20 protein-coding genes are annotated in these 20,213 nt (G+C 70.9%); 7 read left to right on the forward strand and 13 right to left on the reverse strand.

Annotated elements, in window-relative coordinates; genetic code table 11:
* Positions 1–222: 222 nt before the first annotated feature.
* The gene (locus ACFOYY_RS36445; protein WP_386195802.1) at positions 223–918 is read right to left on the reverse strand and encodes an ATP-binding protein; all 696 of its coding nucleotides are present in this window, start codon (positions 916–918) and stop codon (positions 223–225) included.
* Positions 919–1,145: 227 nt separating this feature from the next.
* On the opposite strand from ACFOYY_RS36445, the gene ACFOYY_RS36450 reads away from it, so the two are divergent.
* Both ACFOYY_RS36450 and ACFOYY_RS36455 read left to right on the forward strand, forming a co-directional pair.
* Positions 1,146–2,024 carry a helix-turn-helix domain-containing protein gene (locus ACFOYY_RS36450; protein WP_352014269.1) on the forward strand — a complete coding sequence of 293 codons (879 nt, stop codon included), beginning with the start codon at positions 1,146–1,148 and terminating at the stop codon, positions 2,022–2,024.
* Positions 2,012–2,224 carry a DUF397 domain-containing protein gene (locus ACFOYY_RS36455; protein WP_352014270.1) on the forward strand — a complete coding sequence of 71 codons (213 nt, stop codon included), beginning with the start codon at positions 2,012–2,014 and terminating at the stop codon, positions 2,222–2,224. The genes ACFOYY_RS36450 and ACFOYY_RS36455 overlap by 13 nt, the downstream gene beginning before the upstream one ends.
* 19 nt (positions 2,225–2,243) lie before the next feature.
* On the opposite strand, the gene ACFOYY_RS36460 is transcribed toward ACFOYY_RS36455, so the two are convergent.
* Both ACFOYY_RS36460 and ACFOYY_RS36465 read right to left on the reverse strand, forming a co-directional pair.
* Positions 2,244–2,531: a helix-turn-helix transcriptional regulator gene (locus ACFOYY_RS36460; RefSeq protein WP_386195805.1), complete on the reverse strand. Its 288-nt coding sequence runs from the start codon at positions 2,529–2,531 to the stop codon at positions 2,244–2,246.
* A gap of 105 nt (positions 2,532–2,636) precedes the next feature.
* A complete protein-coding gene (locus tag ACFOYY_RS36465; protein ID WP_386195806.1) occupies positions 2,637–3,245 on the reverse strand; it encodes a TetR/AcrR family transcriptional regulator in 609 nt (202 codons plus the stop codon).
* Between the two features lie 122 nt (positions 3,246–3,367).
* Between ACFOYY_RS36465 and ACFOYY_RS36470 the strand changes: the two genes are divergently transcribed.
* Positions 3,368–4,216 (forward strand): SDR family oxidoreductase, encoded by an 849-nt coding sequence (locus ACFOYY_RS36470; RefSeq protein WP_386195808.1) that lies wholly within the window; start codon positions 3,368–3,370, stop codon positions 4,214–4,216.
* A gap of 155 nt (positions 4,217–4,371) precedes the next feature.
* Here the strand turns inward: ACFOYY_RS36470 and ACFOYY_RS36475 are convergent, their stop codons facing one another.
* Positions 4,372–4,893 (reverse strand): hypothetical protein, encoded by a 522-nt coding sequence (locus ACFOYY_RS36475; RefSeq protein WP_386195810.1) that lies wholly within the window; start codon positions 4,891–4,893, stop codon positions 4,372–4,374.
* A 357-nt stretch (positions 4,894–5,250) separates the two neighbouring features.
* Between ACFOYY_RS36475 and ACFOYY_RS36480 the strand changes: the two genes are divergently transcribed.
* The gene (locus ACFOYY_RS36480) at positions 5,251–6,324 is read left to right on the forward strand and encodes a hypothetical protein (protein WP_352014275.1); all 1,074 of its coding nucleotides are present in this window, start codon (positions 5,251–5,253) and stop codon (positions 6,322–6,324) included.
* A 292-nt stretch (positions 6,325–6,616) separates the two neighbouring features.
* Complete coding sequence (locus ACFOYY_RS36485) at positions 6,617–7,741, forward strand: methyltransferase (protein WP_386195812.1); 1,125 nt, start codon at positions 6,617–6,619, stop codon at positions 7,739–7,741.
* Here the strand turns inward: ACFOYY_RS36485 and ACFOYY_RS36490 are convergent.
* Both ACFOYY_RS36490 and ACFOYY_RS36495 read right to left on the reverse strand, forming a co-directional pair.
* Entirely contained in the window at positions 7,725–8,633 is a 909-nt protein-coding gene (locus ACFOYY_RS36490; protein ID WP_386195814.1) for a hypothetical protein, read from the reverse strand. The genes ACFOYY_RS36485 and ACFOYY_RS36490 overlap by 17 nt on opposite strands.
* A gap of 57 nt (positions 8,634–8,690) precedes the next feature.
* On the reverse strand, positions 8,691–9,212 hold the full coding sequence (locus ACFOYY_RS36495) for a hemerythrin domain-containing protein (RefSeq protein WP_386195816.1): 522 nt from the start codon (positions 9,210–9,212) through the stop codon (positions 8,691–8,693).
* Positions 9,213–9,516: 304 nt separating this feature from the next.
* Here ACFOYY_RS36495 and ACFOYY_RS36500 point away from each other — a divergent pair, with 304 nt between their 5' ends.
* Positions 9,517–9,783 carry a hypothetical protein gene (locus tag ACFOYY_RS36500; protein ID WP_352014279.1) on the forward strand — a complete coding sequence of 89 codons (267 nt, stop codon included), beginning with the start codon at positions 9,517–9,519 and terminating at the stop codon, positions 9,781–9,783.
* 46 nt (positions 9,784–9,829) lie between these two features.
* Here ACFOYY_RS36500 and ACFOYY_RS36505 read toward each other — a convergent pair whose 3' ends face one another.
* The 7 genes from ACFOYY_RS36505 to ACFOYY_RS36535 form a co-directional block, all read right to left on the reverse strand.
* Positions 9,830–11,488 carry a GTPase gene (locus ACFOYY_RS36505; RefSeq protein ID WP_386195820.1) on the reverse strand — a complete coding sequence of 553 codons (1,659 nt, stop codon included), beginning with the start codon at positions 11,486–11,488 and terminating at the stop codon, positions 9,830–9,832.
* Positions 11,482–13,329 carry an ABC transporter gene (locus ACFOYY_RS36510; protein ID WP_386195822.1) on the reverse strand — a complete coding sequence of 616 codons (1,848 nt, stop codon included), beginning with the start codon at positions 13,327–13,329 and terminating at the stop codon, positions 11,482–11,484. Before ACFOYY_RS36510 ends, ACFOYY_RS36505 begins: the two co-directional genes overlap by 7 nt.
* A 262-nt stretch (positions 13,330–13,591) precedes the next feature.
* Positions 13,592–14,308, reverse strand: a complete 717-nt coding sequence (locus ACFOYY_RS36515; protein ID WP_352014282.1) for a response regulator transcription factor — start codon at positions 14,306–14,308, stop codon at positions 13,592–13,594.
* 53 nt (positions 14,309–14,361) lie between these two features.
* Entirely contained in the window at positions 14,362–14,952 is a 591-nt protein-coding gene (locus tag ACFOYY_RS36520; protein ID WP_386195824.1) for a hypothetical protein, read from the reverse strand.
* A gap of 38 nt (positions 14,953–14,990) precedes the next feature.
* The gene (locus ACFOYY_RS36525) at positions 14,991–16,250 is read right to left on the reverse strand and encodes an ABC transporter permease (RefSeq protein ID WP_386195826.1); all 1,260 of its coding nucleotides are present in this window, start codon (positions 16,248–16,250) and stop codon (positions 14,991–14,993) included.
* Positions 16,247–16,999, reverse strand: a complete 753-nt coding sequence (locus ACFOYY_RS36530; RefSeq protein ID WP_352014285.1) for an ABC transporter ATP-binding protein — start codon at positions 16,997–16,999, stop codon at positions 16,247–16,249. Before ACFOYY_RS36530 ends, ACFOYY_RS36525 begins: the two co-directional genes overlap by 4 nt.
* A complete protein-coding gene (locus ACFOYY_RS36535; protein ID WP_386195828.1) occupies positions 16,996–18,132 on the reverse strand; it encodes an efflux RND transporter periplasmic adaptor subunit in 1,137 nt (378 codons plus the stop codon). Before ACFOYY_RS36535 ends, ACFOYY_RS36530 begins: the two co-directional genes overlap by 4 nt.
* A 178-nt stretch (positions 18,133–18,310) precedes the next feature.
* On the opposite strand from ACFOYY_RS36535, the gene ACFOYY_RS36540 reads away from it, so the two are divergent.
* On the forward strand, positions 18,311–20,179 hold the full coding sequence (locus ACFOYY_RS36540; RefSeq protein ID WP_386195830.1) for an efflux RND transporter periplasmic adaptor subunit: 1,869 nt from the start codon (positions 18,311–18,313) through the stop codon (positions 20,177–20,179).
* The last annotated feature ends 34 nt before the right edge of the window (positions 20,180–20,213 follow it).

Genomic DNA, 20,213 nt, shown 5'->3' on the forward strand with positions numbered 1-20,213 from the left:
CGTCCTCCTTATGAGGTCACTGATTTCCTACCGTTCGTGTCCGTGCTGACCGGAACCGGAGGCCGCTCACCGCGGCCCTACAACCCCCTTTTTTCAGGATATTTCGTCATTCGTGAATTAACGCGAGGCTTGCACAAAACGTCATTATCATTCCGACCGAAACACCCTCTCGGCCGACCGGGACCGTACGGGCGATCGAACCCATTCTCCATTCACACCCATTCACCGCGTCCCGGCTCTCCGGCCCTCGGCACACGCCCGTTTCCTTTCCACCGGCGGTTCGCCGTCCGGTTTCGGAAGGCGAACACCGGACGACGGGTACGGCGAAGGCGGCGCGCGTGGAGGCGATCGGAGAACGGGGGAACCGCCAAGCCGGAATTCCGTTCCGGCCGGGAATGCCGTCGCACTCCAGGAGATACGGCGACCGCCGCACTCGGGCCAGGAGGGAAAGGCGGGCCCGCCCACCTCGGGAAGGCCGAGGGATTTCGGCGGGTCGAAAAAGTCCTCAAGCCCGGGGAAAGGGTCCCGTGGGATCGCGGGGATCTCGCACCAGACCGTACGGCCCCGCTCAAGGGAGCGGCAGCCCCAGGTCCCGCCGGAGAGCAGTCCGACGAGGACCAGGCCGCGTCCCCTCTCCGACAGGAGGGAGCTCTCCGGCGACGCCATGGGACAGCCCTGGTCCACGACCTCGATCCGCAGCAGGTCACCCAGCGCGAGCAGTCGCAGCGTCAGCGAGCCGTCCCCCGGCTCGCCGCCCGCGTACAGCACGGCGTCGGTGACCAGTTCCGACACGGCGAGCCGGACGTTCTCGTAGGCGGGATGGTCCGTCCCCAGCCATTCACGGACTTCGTCGCGCGCCCGTGAAGCGGACTCTGGGTGATCGGGAAAGCTGGTTTCGCTGTTTTTCTCCGGTCTCATGGGACGCCTTCCCCAGCCGAATTGGGCTGGATTTCCGTTTCACTCGGTTCGTTGACCAAGGCGCCGTCCTGCTCCAGGGCGGCACTCATACGGTCGCAAAGCCATGAGCCGAGGGGGTCATAAAGCCGTGCGCATTGCCTTCACAGTTCCGCGAACGCCTGCCGAACCTCCTAAATCCACCTACACAATGGCCTGGTACCGATCCGCGAAGCCGAGAGGAGCTGCAGATGGTCGTCCCCCCGGAACAGGAGCAGGAACAGGAGTCGGCAGCAGAACCGACAGACCCCATCGATCCCCACATTTCCCCGCGAATTAGATTCGGGACAGAACTTCGCAAATTCCGCCTCGCCGCGGGGTTCAGCCAGCGAGAACTCGGCAACGTCATCCATCTGTCGGTCAGCCAGCTCAGCATGATCGAGAACGGCCACCGCGCACCGACCCTGGCCCTGGCCAGGAGGGTGGACAAGGCCCTCAACATCGGCACGACCCTCGCCGGCCTGCTCGACCGGCTGAACCGGGCCGAGGCCCAGCTCCCCCGCTGGTTCCGGCCCTGGCTGGAGTTCGAGCGCGAGGCCGAGACCCTGCGCATATGGGAGGCCCTGATCGTGCCCGGCCTGCTGCAGACCGAGGACTACGCGCGGGCCATCCTGAGCCGCAAGCCCGGCGCCACCACCGAGCAGGTCGAGGACAAGGTGACGGCCAGGATGGAGCGGCAGGAGATCCTGAAGCGACGGATGCCGCCGATGCTGTGGATCGTGTTGGACGAGGGCGTGCTGTACCGCCCCATCGCCGACCCCGAGGTGATGCGGGGGCAGTGCGAGCGACTGCTTGAGGCCGGGGAGCAACTGCGCGTATCCCTACAGATCCTTCCCTACACCGCGCGGAACGTGCTTGGCTTGCTGGGAAGCTTCACCCTGGCGGACCTGCCGAGGGAGACCTGTCCAGTGGCCTACATCGACTCGCAGAGCCTGGACGACCGTGTCACCGACCGGGCGACCGACATGAAGAACCTGGCGTTCCGCTACGAGGCGATCCGCGCCGACGCCCTCCCCCGGCGCGAGTCCCTCAACCTGATCAAGGAGACGATGCGCAGATGGACGACCTGACCAGGCACCTCTCCACCGCCCGTTGGCACAAGTCCAGCCTGTCCGGTGACGACGGGAGCAACTGCGTGGAGGTCGCCGCCCTGCCCGGTGGGCACCACGCCCTCCGCGACACCAAGAACCGCACCGGCCCCGCTCTCATCCTCACCCCGGCCGCATGGACCAACCTCGTCGGCGTCCTCAAGGCCGACGCCCTCGGCTGAACCGGCTTTCACTGGCCCCTCAGGCGGCGGGTGCCCGAGGGGCCAGGCGAATCTCAAGCTCGGCGTCCAGCGCGCGGGCCAGCCGGTCCAGGATCGGCAGCGTGGGGATGCTCACGCCCGCCTCGAAGCGGGCCACCGCCGTCCGGGTCATCCTGGCCGCGCGGGCCAGGTCGTCCTGACTCCAGCCCCGCTCCTCACGCATCGCGCGGACGACCTTGCCCAGCTCGTAGGCGAGACGCGCCGCCTCGTAGACCTCGGCTGCGTCCGGCTCGTTCGTCCGGCGCCCCCTGAGCTCCCGTCGGCTCACGTCGCCTCCCCTCTCACACACGGTTCTTTATGACGCCTCGCGTTTACCCAAACACAAAAAGTGAGACTCTTCCATCGATATCGAGGTCCCACCAGACTTCGTGGGTCAGCCCCGGGGGCGTAGGCCGTTCAGGGCGGTTTTCACGAGGTTGTCGGCGTATTCGGGGGTCAGTGGGCCCGTGCGCTGGAGCCAGCGGTTGAGCAGGGGGCCCCAGAGCACGTCCACGGCCAGGTCGAGGTCGAGGTCCCCGGCCAGCTGCCCGGCCCGCTGGGCGATCGCGAGCCTTCGCTTCTTGATCTCCCTCATCGGCTCGTCGAGTCGTTCGCGGTAGACGGCGGCCAGGCCGGGATCGTGCGCGATCTCGGTGGTGAGCGCGCGCATCGGCTCGTCGTAGCGCGGATCGCTCAGCTCCACGACCGTGGCGCGCATGACCGTCTTGAGGTCGGCCTCCAGGTCACCGGTGTCGGGCAGCGCGGCCTCGCCTTCCTCCCCCTCGCTGAGCGCGAGGAAGGCGTCGAAGAGCACCGCCCCCTTCGACGGCCACCAGCGGTAGATCGTCTGCTTGCCGACCCCGGCCCGCGCGGCGATGCCCTCGATGCTCAGCTTGGCGTATCCGACCTCGCCGACCAGGTCGAAGGCCGCGGTGAGGATGGCCCGGCGGGAGGCGTCGCTGCGCCGGGAGGAGTTGGGCGTGCTCTGACGTCGCGTGGTCACGCGCCCAACCTAGCAAAACACAAGACGAGACGGACCGTCTTGACGTACCCACACGATCCCCCTATGGTTGCCGACATCAAGCAAGACGAACCGTCTCGGTTCAATTAAAGAGGAGTTCCCGTATGCGCACCTTCCCACGTACCTGGTTCATCACCGGCGCGAGCCGGGGCCTGGGCCGCGCCTTCGCCCTGGCCGCCCTGGAACGCGGCGACCGGGTCGCCGCCGTCTCCCGCACCGTCACCCCGCACGACTTCGGCGACCGGTACGGCGACCGCCTGCTGACGTTGTCCCTGGACGTGACCGACCGGGAGGCCGTGTTCGCCGCCGTGGCCGGCGCCGTCGAGCACTTCGGCCACCTCGACATCGTCGTCAACAACGCCGGAACCCTGTCCATGGGCATGGTCGAGGAGTTCACCGAGGCCGAGGCCCGCGCCCAGTTGGAGGTCAACCTCTTCGGGGCGATGTGGGTCTGCCAGGCCGTACTGCCCCATCTCCGGGAGCGGGGGGCCGGGCACATCCTGCAGGTCTCCAGCATCGCCGCCCTCGGCGGCTTCCCGAGCACCGGGATGTACAGCGCGAGCAAGTTCGCGCTCGAAGGCATGAGTGAGGCGCTGGCCATGGAGGTCGCGGGCTTCGGCGTCAAGGTCACCATCGTCGAACCCGGCGGTTACTGGACCGACCTGTACACCAACCCGGCCATGACCACCCCCGCGGAGCCGTACGGCCCGCTCCGCGCCGAGCTGGAGAAGCAGTGGGCGGAGGGTTCGATCGACAGCGAGCCGCAGTTGGCCGCGGAGGCGGTGCTGAAGCTGGTCGACAGCGCGGAACCGCCGCTGCGGTTGCTGCTCGGGAGCATGGTCTACGACCTGGCCTTCGACGTCTGCCGGCGGCGGATGGAGACGTGGGAGAGCTGGGAGGAGGTCAGCCGGGCGGCCGAGCACGCCGTACCGGCGCCGGGACTCTCCGGGTGACCGGGGCCGGGAAATCGGAATCCGGCGGGCGGATAATCTCTCACTCAGCGTTGTGCTTTTCAGGGATTATCCGTCCGGACAGACCGCGGCGAACGGACGGCGGAAGCAAGGAGAAACGCCGGCGCGACCATTCCGGGCGGCCGGAAAGAGGGGCGTCAGAACGCCAGGTCCCAGACGCTCCATCCGGGCGCGCATTCCATTTCCCGGTACGTCGACCTGCCCACGTCCGGGGGCGTCAGGGTGTAGGCGAAGCAGTACCGCAGGTGGCCGCCATGGTCCACCTGCGTGTCGTGGTACTTGTGGATGCGGACCGAGACCTCGGTGCGGCCGGCACGAACGTCGAACGCCGTGATCTCGGCGGCGTGTTCCTTCATGACGTCCTGGAAGGCGCTTTCCTGGGCCGTCGCCGGTAAGGCGGTGAAACCCCGGAAAAACTCGGCCGCCGCTTCCCGCACCTGGCGTTGGGCCATGTGGAGATTCTCCATCGCCTGATGCGTGTTGCCGGAGACGATCCAGCCGTACCCGGCCAGGAGGACCAGGGCGACCACGCCGATGACGGCCATGCCGACGTAGTCGTCGAGTGAGTGACGTTCCTCATCAGGTTTCACGGCGGCTCGACCCCCCGCCTCCAATATGACGGACGGGCCGTGGCGGCACCATCGCGCCGCCGTGACCATGCACGGTCCTCGCGTGACGGTATATGTCGCCAGGCTGGACAATCCCCCGGATACGGGGCGAATTATCAGAAAAGGCCCATCGCCTGCATCTGGAGCACCCGACCGAGGCCCCCGGAAAACCACGCCACGACCCTGGCAAGACAGGCCATCAGAGGAGGAAAAGCGCTCACTGTTCTGCGAGGCTTGCCGGTGTTACGCTGCGAGAGTCCCGGTCATCCATAATTAGCGGGTCCGTATTCGCCTCTTCGGTCCGCTTTCGCCAGCGTGGATTTCCCTGGGGTCCGGGGCCGACCCCATCCTTCCCGTCTGGACCATTCGGATTCCCGGCAACGGGTCACCCCCACTTTGGAGCGTTACATGCCGAGCGGCTGCATCTTCATGACCCCAGGGGTTCTGCGCGACCTCAAGACCGAGGCGACCTACGACATCCCGGCCGACCTCAGGAACCACCCCGTGGGGAGTCTGGTGACCTACACCCTCGCCGGCCCCAGGACCGTCGGCTCCATCACCCAGGGCCTGGTCGGCATGACCATCGCCGGGAACGCCGTCGACGACGAGGCCGGAAGGCTCATCCCGCTGAGCCCCGCGTTACGGGACGCCTACCCCGAGCGCACCCGCGTCCGGTTCTACGGCACCCCCGACGAGGTGAACAGGGTGGCCGCCCTCGGACTCGTCATCGGCACCCCGGCCCGCCGGACCGACCTCGTGGACCTGACGGAGAGCGCCCCCGCCGACCTGTCCGACCTGGGCATCTCGATCGAGCAGGACGCCGAGGACAAGTCCGACTTCCCGGCCAGGCAGCTCTACTACTACGTCGGCCCCGAGCGGGCGTGGACCACGCGCATCCACACCTGCACCGCGCTGGCCATGTGGAGCCGTACGGCGGGCATCTCCTACCTGTCCCACGCCGATTCGAGCACGCCCCCGGAGCGGATCGCCGAGCGCGTCACGGAGTTCTTCACGGACGTGATCAAGGCCGGGGCCGTTCTCGGCACGCCCGGCGAGCTGAGCGTCGTCCTGTTCACCGCCGAGGACACGCTGACCGGCAGGGGCAGCTCGGTCCAGAGCGTCCTGGGCGCGCTCGACCACCTCGGCGCGGCGCACACCAGGGTCTTCTACGAGCACGCCAGGTGCCACATCGCCGGCCCCAGCGACACCGTCGTGGTCTCGGCGGGCGCCGCCCCCCGGGTGCTCCTCAGCTACGCCGACCACGTGGAGCACCTGCTGACCCGCTACACCATCAAGGGTGAGCGCAACGTCCGGGACATCCTCGTCGAGGTGCTGAAGACCGCCCAGGCGAACCACGAGTTCGAACCCAAGGCCTATCTCGCGGCGAAGAAGGCGAGGTCACAGGGCGACGACCAGCTTCACCGGCTCCTCGTCGCCCTGGCCGGCCTCACCGAGGAGGACGCCGCCAAGCGCTGGGGGTGACCTGCTCGCGGGTGGAGGTGCGGGCCGGAACCGCCTGGCTCCGGCCCCATGCTCCCCGGCGGAGTGCCCACAGGCCGGTCTGTCATACCTTGTTGTTCCCGTCCCCACGAGGAGGTCGATCGTGTCCTTCCCACCGCCCGGCATGGTGCTCGGTGACGTCCCGTCGCGCGCTTCCTCGCGGGAGGCCGTCACCCGCTGAGCCGAGAACCCGCCGTCACCAGGCGGGAGACCGTCCACACCGCGACGAGGCGCTCTTCATGACCATCACTGGTTCGATCATGAGGAGCCCCGAGTGCTCACGATTCACTGGACCGAGGGCGGCGAGCCCCGGTCCGCTCTCTGGCGTTCCGAGAACGGCTCGCCACCGCCCGCCCGCGTGCTGGTCGCCGACGACCGGCTCACCGCCGACGCCGCGTACCGGCTGGCCCGCCAGGGCGTAGGACTGCTGTGGCGCGGCGACTTCCACAACGCCCGACAGCTCATGCGCGCCATGGCGCGACGCGTGGAACGGGCGCCGTCCGAGGCGGCTGTCTCCCCGATATCCCCGGCGCGGGCCTTCCACCTGCACCGTCAGGCCCGTTCCCGGCGTGCCGTCGTCCTGGGCAGGCTGCTGGTGCCGCTCGACCACGAGCACGCCGTACCCCTGCGGCGTGCCCCGGACGTACGGCGGGCCTGCACTCAGGTGTACGGCCCCGCGCGAGGACCCTCGGTGGTCTCGCTGCCCGAGTTGCTCGGCGTCGTCGGCGCCTGCGAGTGGCGCGGCAGGGGGGTCGAGGTGCCCGCGCTCGGCGGGCGGATCCACCCGCACTACGGCGTCTTCTCCCCGGTCAGAGGGGAGTACGCCGACCTGGTCGCCCGCGCGCCGCTCCCGTCGCGGTCACTGGCGTTCGACGTCGGCACCGGGACCGGCGTGCTCGCCGCGATCCTCGCCCGCCGGGGTGTCGAACGGCTGGTGGCGACCGACCAGGACCCGCGTGCCGTGGCGTGCGCCCGCGACAACGTCGAACGGCTGGGACTGACCGGCCGGATCGACGTCGTGCGCGCCGACCTCTTCCCCCCGGGGCGCGCTCCGCTCGTCGTCTGCAACCCGCCGTGGCTGCCCGCCGAGCCGTGCTCCCCGCTCGACCACGCGGTCTACGATCCGGGCGGTCGTGTGCTCCGGGGTTTCCTGAACGGGCTCGCCGAGCGTCTCGAACCGGAGGGTGAGGGCTGGCTGATCCTGTCCGACCTGGCCGAACACCTGGCCCTGCGGACCCGTGCCGAGCTACTGGCCGCCTTCGGGTCGGCGGGGCTGCGGGTGGCGGACAGGCTGGAGGTACGGCCCCGGCACCCGGGGGCGACCGATCCGAAGGACCCGCTGCACGCGGCCCGCGCCGCCGAGGTCACCTCACTGTGGCGGCTCAGGCCGGTTCGCTGAGGGCCAGGGTTCCGTTGCGGCGCAGAAGTTCGACGGCGTGGACGGTGGCGTGTCCACGCCAGTCGAGCACACCGGCCGGGGAGATCCTGGCGTACTCGACGGTCCATCCGCCGTCGTCCCACTGCTCCCCGGCCAGGCGCTCCAGGTCGGCGGCGATCACCTCCGGCGTGAAGAGGGCACGTGCGGGACGGCCCGGCAGGGGCGCGAAGTCCAGCGGGCGCAGCACCTCGTTCTCTGTGCCGCCCTCGACGGCCACCACACCGTCCGCGGGGACGTGCTCCCCCAGCCGCCGCAGGAGCCCGGCCGCCTCGGGGTGGGTGTCGTGCACGGCGTCGAGGAACAGTACGGCGAAGAGCAGCACGTAGGCGGTGGGCCGTTCCTCGATCGCCCCGATCACGTCCAGGCAGTGGCGGGTGGCACGGGCCAGCCACGGGTGCCCGGCCACCCCCCGGTCGTGTACGGCGACGCGGTGCGCGGCGGCCGCCGTCACGGCGGTGATCTGCAACGACGAGCCCGGGGTCGCGGCCCCTGCCGCCCACCAGGGGGCGGTTCCCTCCCGGACGGTCAACGGCAGGGCGAAGGGCAGCCCGCCGTCGGGCAGCGTGACCGTCCCAAGCCAGTCGCACAGCTCGACGGCCCGCCCGGTGGTGACCGGGGCGACGTCCCCGAACACCTCGAAGGCGTGCAACGCGGCGCCCGGCTGGCTCTCCGGCGAGCGCAGGTCGGCCTCAAGGCCCCAGCCGTAACCGCCGTCGGCGTTGCGGTAGCCGTCGAGCGCGGCCAGCACGGCACCGGGGTCGGCCCGGCCCGTCAACAGTTCGAAACGACGGCGGTCGAGGACACGCGCGTGGGTGGCCATGAAGGACGTCGCCGTGGCGAGATCAATGCTCATGGCCCCCATCGTCGCCGGGCCGTACGGCAGGCGTCTTGCAGGAAACGGTCTTCCTGACTAGTCGTTCCCGAGGGATTCGAGCCAGGCGGGCGGCCTGAAGTCGGGGTCGCCGGGGGAACCGAGCGCGTCGAGGGCCGCGACGATCTTCCTCTCCTCGTAGGTGAAGTGCGACTCAAGGATGGCGGTCAGGCCGTCGAGGGTGTCGCGCACCCGCCGTGCCTCCTCGGGGCCGGGAGGCCGGTCGCCGAGTCCCTCGACCAGGTTCTCCAGGTCGCGCAGGATGCCGGCGACGAGCTGGTGGTCGTGTTCGAGCCGCTCGATGACGGGGCGCAGTTCGGGGAAGCGCCCGGCGAGGGCGGGGAAGGCTCCGGCGTCCTCGCCGGTGTGGTGCAGGGTCAGCGCGGAGCAGAAGGCCAGGCAGTGCGCCCGCAGCCGCCGTGGCCGCTCCATGCGGCCTTCGAGGTAGGTGTCGACGTCGTCGCCGAGCCTGGTCAGCTCCTCGCGGAGCCAGTCGTGCACCTCGATCAGCTGGTTGCCGAACGCCGCGAGGCGATCGCCCGGGTTGGTGGGGGTTTCCATGGTCGTCCCATGTTTCGGCGCCTCCATGCCCTCGGCGATCTCCTTGCCGGGTGCACTGCGACGCTGAGGCGGGATTCCATCACCTCCGGCCGCCGCCGTCAACCCGTCCTGCGTGCCCAACCCCCGTGAACGGCAATCTTTCCGAGGACCGGGTTCGGGGCTTCCGCGCTGCCGGATATGGGCCGGAAAAGGCCTTCCAAATAAATCCATAAATCCGACTTAACGGATAAATCGCTTCGTATTCTGGGCTTGTCGATCGTGTCCTCCGGCGAATGTTCCGGGGGCCTGGTCAGAGGAGGATTCCATGGACCGCAGGCATCGTCCCAGCCCGGCGCTTCTCGCCGCTCTCGCCCTCTCCGGCGTCGCGTTCCTCCCCGCCAGCACCGCATCGGCGCGGGTGACGGCCCCCGGTGACAAGCCACCGGCCTACCAGCAGGCCTACGAGAAGGGGTACGCCGACTCGGCCCGCATGTGCGACAAGGCCGCGAGCTTCTCCTACGAGGAATCGGACAGCTGGGACAGGAAAGGCTGGGTGGACGGTTACAACGCCGGCCACGCCGCCCAGTGCTGACGCGGGGGAACCTTCCGCGACGGACGCCTCCCTGGAATTTCCCGCTTCAGCGTTTCTCGTTCCTGTTCTCGGAACGGGCGCAGGCGACGGCCTCGGTGAAGTCCCGGTAGCGGGTGACCTCGTCGCCGATCGGATCCAGCACGAGGTCCCTGGCCACCTGGTCCACGTTCGCCCGCAGCGCCCGTTCCGCCCTGCGCGCCCTGCGACGGCCGCCCGCCCAGGCCGCCAGCCGTGAGAGTCCGGCGATCAGCAGCCCCAGCAGGGCGCCGCCGACCAGCAGCGCCGTCGGCCAGGGCACCTCCCCCGCCGTCGGCAGGTCCGGCCGGGGCAGCCTGAGGTAGTCCAGGGCCGCCAGGCCGAGCAACCACAGGCCACCCGCCAGCGTGACCGCGAACACCAGCCACTGCGCCGCCCCGACCACCCGCCACCACACGGGCCGCCGGGCCGAGCCGAGCGACGTGGCGGCGATCGCCCGGTCGAGGCCGTCCTCAAGCTCGTCCCCGTGCGCCCTGGCCGCCCGCCGTACGGCCGTCGCCCACGGCTCGGGCAGCCCCTCGGCGGCGGCGTCGGCGGTCCTGCGGATCGCGGTGTCCATCCTGGAGCGCTGCACGGTGGACGCGACGGGCATCGACGTACGGCCGACCAGCCCTCCGGCCTGGGCGGTCCCGGTCCGGGCGGTTTCCGCCTGGACGGCGAGACGCAGGCGGCGCAGCGGGTCGGGACGGAGGCGGCGCAGCCACCGGGTCGGCGGCCAGCCGGTCGCGACGATCGAACGGTGCCGGTGCGAGGTGGCCACCGCCCTGACGACGACCGGTACCCCGGCCGCCTCGGACAACGCGGCGGTCAACGGTCCGGCCAGGCCTTCGACGTTCTCCCGGGGGCCGGAGCCGGTTCCCGAGGCGGTGTCGAGGCGGGCGGCGGCCGTACCGACGTCGGCGGCGAGGCGGGCGGCCCACGAGCGCCGGTCGGTGACCCGGGCGGCCAGCAGGGCGCCGAGTTCGCGCATGCCCTCCCCGGTGCGCGCGGAGACCCCGAGCAGCGGCACCCCGCCGAGGCCGTCCTCACCGAGCAGCCGCCGCAGGTCGTCGAGACAGCGCCGGGCGGCGTCCCGGCTGAGCCGGTCGACCTGGTTGAGCACGACGACCGTCACGTCCCGGTGCCCGGAGAGCGGGCGCAGGTAGCGGTCGTGGACGGCCGCGTCGGCGTACTTCTGCGGGTCGAGCACCCACACCAGCAGGTCGACCATCTCGACCAGCCGATCGACCTCGACGCGGTGCGACGGCTCGATCGAGTCGTGGTCGGGCAGGTCGAGCAGGATCAGCCCGGCCGCCTCGCTTTCGACGTGCGGCACCTCGTGGCGGCGGGGCACCCGGAGCCAGTCGAGCAGCGGCGCCGCCCCCTCGCCCTCCCAGAGCGCGGCCTGCGCGGTCGAGGTGGTCGGCCTGGTCACCCCGACCGTGGCCAGGTCGGTACCGGACAGCGCGTTGAACAGCGACGACTTGCCGCTTCCCGTGGCCCCGGCCAGCGCGACCACGGTGTGCCCGACCGACAGGCCACGCCGTACGCCCGCGCGGGTGACCACGGAACGCGCCCCGGCGACCGCGTCCTCGTCCAGTCGCCCGTCGGCCAGGTCCGCCGCCCTGGCCAGCGCGTCGAGCCGGTCGTCGAGGGAGGCGGACTCCTTACGGCGCAGCAGCTTCACCACCCCTCCACCTCCCCAGGTCCGCCCCCGGGAACCTCCCTCGGCCCGCCCCCGGAAACCTCACGCGGCGGCCCGTCTCCGGGGCCACCCCCGGAACGCGATCCGTCTCCGAGTCCGTCCCCGGTCGCGGGAAGCTCCCCTCGGCGGTCCTGTACGGCCCGCGCCACCTCCCGTAGCGCGGGGCCGGCCTCCCCCGGTGGTTCGACCGCGTCCAGGAGGCCGGTGAACCGGTCGGCCTCCTCGTTGAGCAGGATGGCCACCCTGGCACGCAGGTCGGTGCGGGCCTTGACGGTGAGGGTGCGCACGGCCTGGTCCCCGAAGACCGCCTCAAGGAGCTTCTGGCTGAGCACGCTGGTGCCTCCGGCGATGCCGACCTCGATCCCGGTCAGGCCGCCCGTCGAGGCGAACACCGCGAGCATCAGCAGCAGCCCGGCGCCGTTGACTCCGTAGGAGGTGAACCTCGCCACGCTCCGCCGGTCGGCGCCCTCCTCACGGACCAGGTCGAGCACGTACCCCTGCCAGCCCCTGACCGCCGTCTCGGCCCTGGCGGGCAGGTCGGCCGAGGCCCTGCCGAGGCGTCCCGCCGTCACGACCCCCGCCTCCTCAAGCAGGGCACGGCCCGTGGGACGCGCGGTCCAGGCATCGAGCGCGCGTTCCGCCGCGCCGTCGGCCGAGGCCCTGATCAGTGCCTCGACCCCGCTCTCCAACGCGATCCGCAGGTCGTTCTCCGGAGCGGGACGGCCGGTGACCAGTGCGACCAGGCGGTCCCTGAACCGGCCGACCCTGCTCTCCAGGGAGCGCATCAGGTCTCCGGTGCCGATGAAGTCCTGCCAGCGGGCCAGCACCTCGCCGCGCAGCAGCGACCCGTCGAGCATGCCCTCGTCGAAGGCGGCCAGGCCGAAGGTGTAGGCGTCGGCCGTCAGCGAGCGCAGTTCCCTGGCGGCGGCGTGCTGGTGGTCGACGGCGTCGGCCAGGGCGGGCACCCGTACGGCGAGGCTCTCCAGCGCCCCGGACAGGGTCTGGCGCACCACCTCGGCGCGGGCCCGCGAGTCGGCGGCGATGCCGGTCAGCCAGTCGGCGACCTCCCGTACGGCGGGGCGCGGCAGGCGGCCGTTCTCCTCGGGCAGGGTCAGCTCGGGCACCTCGAACAGCCGGGTCCCGCCGAGGCCGTTCTCTTCGAGGAGCCTGGCCAGGTCCTTCCTGACGACGCCCATGGCCTCGGGGGGCACCCGTGACAGCACGACCGCGAGCGCGGTGCTGCGTTCCCTGGCCGCGCGCAGGAAGCCCCACGGCACCTCGTCCGCGTAGCGGGCGGCGGTGGTCGTGAACAGCCACAGGTCGGCCGCGGCGAGCAGCTGGGCGGCGAGTTCGCGGTTGGCGGCCACGACCGAGTCGATGTCCGGCGCGTCGAGCAGGGCCAGGCCCGCGGGCAGGGAGGGCGCGGTGACCACGCGCAGTGTGCCCGGCTGCCCTCGGGCTCCGGTCACCCGTGGCAGGCCCGGCAGGACGTGCTGGGCGGTGAACCACGCCTCGTCGGCGGGGCTGGTCACCAGGGTGGGCGCGAGTGTGGTCGGCCGCAGCACGCCGGGTTCGGTGACGTCGGCGCCGACGACGGAGTTGACCAGGGTGGACTTGCCCGCCCCGGTCGAGCCGCCGACGACGGCCAGCAGCGGGGCGTCGAGCGCGGTGAGCCGGGGGATCAGGTAGTCGTCGAGCTGACCGGCCAGTTCCTTCTGGGCGGCGCGCCCGGCCCGCGCGTCTCCGGCCGCCAGGGGGAACAGGTCGCGGTCGAGATGGCGCCGCAGCTCGCGCAGCGCCGCGAGCAACCCGTCGCTCCGGCTCATAGGAGCGGTTTTCCCCGGTAAATGCCCCCTAGACATGGTTTTGCCCCACCGCTCGACCGGATCACGGGGGCGAACCCGGTAGAGCGGTGGGGCCTTAACCCCGAAGTCCGCGTGAGGGCTACGTCCGAGCTCGTCTCCCCCGCAGCTGGAGGCGAGCCCGACCCTTCCGCGCGACCGCGGGGTGATCGGGGGTCACTCGCTGTTCATTGGAACACCCGAAGCTCAGCGTCACTTGAGCCGAAGCTGAATGTCCGCTGAATATTCAACCACTCTGAGGCGGCCGAAGGACATACCCAACCCCCCGCAAGGTGTGTATGAGCCTCGGTTCGGCCATATCCACCTTTCGACGGAGATAGGAGACATAGGACTCGACAACCCCGGCGTCTCCCCCGAAGTCGTAGTTCCAGACGTGGTCGAGGATCTGCGCCTTGGACAGCACCCGGCCCGTGTTGACCATGAAGTAGTGCAGCAGCTTGAACTCCGTCGGCGAGAGCCGTACGGCCTTGCCCGCGCGCCAGACCTGGTGCGCCTCCTCGTCCAGCTCCAGGTCGGCGACCTTCAACCGGACAGGAAGGTCCAGATCCCCCCTCGTACGGCGCAGCACGGCCCGGATGCGGGCCAGGACCTCCTCAAGACTGAACGGCTTGGTCACGTAGTCGTCGGCGACCCGCAGGCCGGTGACCTTGTCGTCGGTCGCGTCCCTGGCGGTCAGGAAGAGGACGGGGATCTGCCCGCCCATCGCCCGCAGCCGCCCGGCGACCGTGAACCCGTCCATGTCCGGCAGCATCACGTCCAGCACGACCAGGTCGGGGCGGATCCGCTCGGCGAAGTGCACGGCCTCCCTGCCGTCCGCCGCCGTCACCACCTCGAAGCCGGATCTGCGCAGGCTGACGGAGAGCAGCTCGCGGATGTTCGGCTCGTCGTCGACGATCAGCAACCTGGCTTCGACCTTGTCCAGCACATCACGAGGCTTGCTCACCCCCCTGGAACGCAGCTCAGGTCCGGCTGAACGTTTCCTGAGAGAGGAGATCGTCATCGTCGGACCCCGCCCTCGTTGATCGCGGTCGCGGTCACGGAGCCGTCCGCGCCCTTGGCGCCCTGCACGACGACCGTGCCGCCCGTGGTCAGGTCGCCTACCTTGCCCTGCTTGGAGATCCGCACGTTCGTCTGGTCGGTGGTGTTCACGGTGACGACGGTCCCGTCCTGCTGCTGAAGGTAGACCTTGCCGCCCTCGACCTTCTGCACGGTGCCGACGGTCACACCCCCCTGACCGCCCCGCTGTCCGTTGCCGAACCCGCCCTGGCCGTTCCCCTGGCCACTGCTTTGGCCGCTGCCTTGGCCGCCGAACCCACCGCGTCCGCCGTAACCGCCGGGAACCCCGTAACCACCGGGGCCCTGCCGCATCGCGGCGGTCCGGTCGCCGGTCGGCCCGCCGAACGCCTTCTGCGCCTGGATGCCCACGATCACCCCGACGACGAGCGCGAGGGCCGCGCCGAGCACCAGCGTGAGTCTGGAGATCCCGCGCTTACGCCCGGCCGCGAGCTCACCGTCCAGGTCGCCCTTGAACGGGGAGGTCTCAAGCAACTCCCGCGCCGGGGTCCTGTCGTCCGCGCCGTCGCCCATCTCTTCTCCTCGCGTAGGTCGTACAGGTCGTCTGTGGCTCACTCGTGGCGCAGTGCCTCGATGGGCCTGAGCTTGGCCGCCCGGTTCGCCGGATAACCGCCGAAGAACAGCCCGATGCCCACGGAGACACCCAGGGCCAGCACGATCGACGACGGCACGAGCACCGGTTCGATGCCGGCGATCGTGAAGCGGGTGCCGACGAAGGCGATCGCGACACCCGTCAGCCCGCCGAGCAGGCTCAGCACCGTCGCCTCAAGCAGGAACTGGCCGAGGATGGCGCTCCTGGGCGCGCCGATCGCCTTCCTGATGCCGATCTCCCTGGTCCGCTCGGTCACGGTGACCAGCATGATGTTCGTGATGCCGATGCCGCCGACGAGCAGCGAGATCGCGGCGACCGCGCCGAGCAGGCTGGTGAAGATCCCCACGGTCGAACTGACCGTCTCCTGCAGGGTCGCCTGGTTCAGGATGCGGTAGTCCGCGCTACCCGTCGGGGTGATGCCGTGGCGCTGGTTGAGCACCGCGGTCACCTCGTTCTGCGCCGAGGTGGTCGTGTCGGACCCGGTCGCCTGCACCACGATCGAGCTGAGCGCGCCGAAGCCCGTCAGGCTCTGCTGTACGGCGGGCAGCGGCACGATGGCCACGTCGTCGGCGTCCTGGAAGCCGAAGCCGGAGGAACCCGACGTCTTCAGCACCCCGATCACCGTGAACGGCACCCCGGAGACGCTGACCTGCTCGCCGACCGGGCTGGTCGTGCCGAACAGCTCGTCGGCGACCGTCTTGCCGATCACCATGACCTTCCGCGCCGCGAGCACGTCGTCGTTGACGAAGTAGGAGCCGGTCTCGACGGGCTTGTTCATCGCCTCGAAGTAGCTGGGGTAGGTGCCGACGAGCTGGGAGATCGTGTGACTGGCCCCGTCCCGTACGGCGGTCGCCGAACCGGTGCTCACCACCGGGGAGACGCTCCTGGCCGAGGGCACCTGCTCGGGGTCGGCCAGCGCCTTGGCGTCGTCGAGGGTGAGCTGCCTGGCCTGGGTACGGGGGCCGTTGCCCTGCCGGGAGGACCCGACCCCGACGGGGCCGCCGATCCCGCCCCCGGCGAAGGAGGCGGAGACGGTCAGGGTGTTGGCCCCGAGCCGCTGGATGCTCTTCTGGATGCTCTGCGAGGCGCCCTCGCCGAAGGCGACCAGCAGGATCACCGCGGCGACCCCGATCAGGATGCCCAGGGTGGTCAGGAAGCTGCGCAGCTTGTTGGCGGCGAGGCCGCGCAGCGCGAAGCGCAGGATCTCCAGCCTGCTCACGAGGCGCCTCCCGGCGTGGACTGGAGCCTGACGGCCGAACGGGGCGGGGGGCCGCCGACCGGCGCCTGGCGGCGGTCGTCCACGATCAGCCCGTCCACCAGGCGGATGACCCGCTTGGCGTGTGCGGCGACGTCGTCCTCGTGGGTGATGAGCACGATCGTACGGCCGGACTCGCTCAGCCCGTCGAGGATCTCCAGCACGTCCCCGGTCGCCTTGGTGTCGAGGTTGCCGGTCGGCTCGTCGGCGAGCAGCAGGGCCGGGGAGGTGACCAGCGCCCTGGCCACGGCGACGCGCTGCTGCTGGCCGCCGGACAGTTCGTTGGGCTCGTGCCGTACCCGGTCGGACAGGCCGACCTGCTCCAGGGCGGCCAGCGCGCGGGCCCGGCGCTCCTGGGCGGTGACCCCGCCGTAGGCCATGGGCAGTTCGACGTTGGCCAGCGCGCTCATCCTCGGGATGAGGTTGAACGACTGGAAGACGAACCCGATCTTGCGGTTGCGCAGGATGGCGAGCCTGCGTTCGTCGAGGCTCCCGACGTCCACGCCGTCGATGAGGTAGCTGCCGGAGGAGGGGACGTCCAGGCAGCCCAGGATGTTCATGAGCGTGGACTTACCCGAGCCCGAGGCGCCCATGACGGCCACGTAGTCACCCCGCTCGACGGTGAGCGAGACCCCGCGCAGGGCCCTGACCTCGGCGTCGCCCCTGCCGTACACCTTGGTGATGTCGGTGAGCGCCAGGACGGGGGCGGTCATCTGACGCCCCCGAGCCCACCGCCACCGCGGTTGCCACCGCCGAGGCCGGGGAAGCCGCCCTGCTGGTTGGTCCCGGTCGCGGCCGGGCGGACGACCTGGTCGCCCTCGGCGAGTCCGGAGGTGATCTCGGTGAGCGTGTCGCCCCTGACCCCGACCTCAACCTGTACGGGGGTCTGGGCGCCGTTGCGCAGGACGGTCACGGTGCTGCGTCCGCCTGTCGTGGTGACCACGGTCGAGGGGACGGCCAGCACGTTCTCCGCCTGTCCCACGGCGACCTTGACCGTGGCCGTCTGGCCGAGCCTGATCTCGGTGGGCACCTGGACGAAGGAGATCGTCACCGGATACTGGACGACGTTGTTGCTGGTCGCGGCGGTCGGCTGGATCTGGGTGACCTTGCCGGTCGCGGTGACGCCGGGCAGCGCGTCGAACGTGACGGCGGCGCTCTGACCGATCTTGAGCTTGGTGATGTCCGACTCGGTGAAGGTGCCGACGAGCTGGAGTTTTCGGGTGTCGGCCAGCTCGACGAACCCGGTCGAGCTTGATCCGGTCGAGCCGCTCGCCGTCCTCGACGAGCCTCCCGAGGAGCCCGTCGAGGAGCCCGAGGAGCCGGAGGAACCCGAGGAACTCGCGGAGCCGCCGCTCGCGGGGCCGCCGACCGTGCCGTTGACGGCGGTGACCGTACCGGCGAACGGCGCCTTGATGACGGTCGCCGCCACCGTGCGTTCGGCCGCCCGGTAGGTGTTCCTGGCGTTGACGTACTGGGCGTAGAGGGCGGCGGTCGAGGTGTCGTCGTCCGCGGAGTCGAGTGCCGCGGCGGCGGCGTCCAGGCTCTCCCGCGCCGCGCTGTCGTCCAGCCTGGCCAGGATCTGCCCCTTCCTGACCTTGTCCCCCACCTCGACGTAGATCTTCTTGACGGTGCCGTTCGTCCCGAAGCCCAGCGAGCGGGCCTGGGCGCTCTCCACGGCGCCCGACGCGGAGACCGAGGCGGTCACCGTACTCCGGGTCACCGTGACGGCCCGCGCCGCACCGCCCGCGGCCGAGGTGGCGTCCGCGGAGGAGGAGGTGGATCCCCCGAGAGAGGAGAAGGCGATTCCCACGCCGCCCAGCAACAGGACCGCCAGGGTCCCGTTCACGAGCAGCGTCCTACGCCTGGTCGACAGCTTCACAGCGCTCGACCCTGGCGTATCAGTCTTGGGCTAAACCCAACTCTTGCTGAGTGTTTCCTGCAAGCCTTCCACCGATATGGACATACAGGAAATATTCAGGTTTTTGTGAGCAGGTAGTGAATCGGGCACGCCAAGATGGTCCGCCATGAGACCGACCAACCTCCCGAAACCCGCGCGCGTAGGAGGACTCGCCCTGGCCGCCCTCGTCCTCGTGGGCGCGGGCGTGTTCTACGCCCTCGACGACGGCGCCGAGCGGGCTCCCCGGGTCGAACTCGTCGCCACCCGGCGCGGAACCGTGACCGCCGCGGTCTCGGCGGCGGGCAACACCGTGGACGAACGGACCAGGGAACTGGCCTTCGGCGGTTCGGGAACGGTCAGGAAGGTCTACGTCAAGGCCGGGGACAAGGTACGCAGGGGCGAGGTGCTCGCCGCCATCGGCTCGGCACCGGCCCGCGAACGGTACAGCGCGGCCAAGGCACAGCTCGCGGCGGCCCAGGAGGCCCTGGACGCCGCCGAGGATAGAGCCGCCTCCCCCACCCCGGCCCAGCCCCAAGGGCAGTCCCAGGGCCAGGGCCAGTCCCAAGGGCAGTCCCAGGGCCAAAGTCAGGGTCAGGGCCAGGCCGGTTCCGGCACGGCCGGTGGAGCGCAGTGTCCACCGGCCTCCCCAGCCCCGTCCCCGACCGGTACGGCCACGCCGAACCCCTCACCCGGGCGCAGCCGTACGGCCGAGCCCGGCCGGACACTGGTGCCGGGCGGCACCCCCTCCCCCACTGTGCCCTCCACCGTGACCCCCACCGTGACCCCCACCGAGGCCCCGGCCGTCACCCCGACCGCCCTGCCCAGTGGCGGAGCGGGCCGGGCCGGGGCGGGTGCGGTCGTACCCGCCGGATACCTCGTCAAGACCGGGCCCACCGCCGTACCGACACCGACATCGACGCCGACCACCAGGGCGAGGCGGCACGGCGGGGGGTCGGGCCACCCCGCGCCCGCCCTCACCGTCACCGTCACCGTGACCGCGACGGTCACGGTCACCGCGATCCCCGAGGTCACCCCGACCCGCTCCGGCCCCTCGAACCCGGCCCCCACGGCCCCGGAGGCGACCCCCACCGCGAAGCCCACCCCGAGGCCCACCACCAAGCCCGGTGAGAAGCCCGGTGGAAAGCCCACCGCGAGGCCCACAGGAAAGCCCACCCCCGGCCCCACCACGTGCACCGGCACAGGCACAGGAAACGGCAACGGAAACGGCCAGGGCACCGGGCAGGGCGCCAAGCGCGGCACCGGTCAGAACGCCCAGGGCCAGGACGCCTCCCGCCTTCGGAACGGCGGCGCAAAAGGCACGGACGGCATCGGCGGCGGGCAGGGGGCGCTCAGCGTCGACCAGGCACAGGCCCAGGTCAAGCGGGCGCAGGCCGAGCTGACCGACGCCCGCGAGGAGCTGAACGGGGTCCGGATCACCGCCCCCGCCGCCGGAACCGTGATGTCCGTCGCGGGCGCCGTCGGGGACGAGGCGGGCACCGGCGCCTTCGTCACCCTCGGCGACCTCGACGAACTCCAGATCGAGGCACTGTTCACCGAGTCGGACATCGGCAGCCTCAAGCTGGGGCAGCGCGCCACGATCACCCTGGCCACCCGGGACGGCAAGAAGTACGACGGCACGGTCACCCACATCGCGCCGACCGCGACGACCACCGGCCAGCTCGTGAGGTACGGCGTCACGATCGCCTTCGACGAGGCCCCCGCCGACCTTCTGGTGGGCCAGACCGCCACGGTCACCGTCACCGTCGCCCAGTCCCAGGCCGCCCTCTACCTGCCCGCGCAGGCCGTACGGACCAAGGACGGCGTCTCGCGGGTCACCGTGCAGGGCGGCGGCGAGCGTGTGGTGACGACGGGCGTGCGGAGCGACCAGTACGTCGAGATCACCTCGGGCCTCGCGGAGAACGACCGGGTGGTCCTGCCCACCGGAGCCACCGCCGACGGCTTCCCCGACGGCACCTGGCCCGGCGGCCTCTCGTAACCCGCCCCGGCCGGGCGGAGGGACCGTGCTGTCT

Source organism: Streptosporangium jomthongense (assembly GCF_042650425.1).
GTDB lineage: Bacteria > Actinomycetota > Actinomycetes > Streptosporangiales > Streptosporangiaceae > Streptosporangium.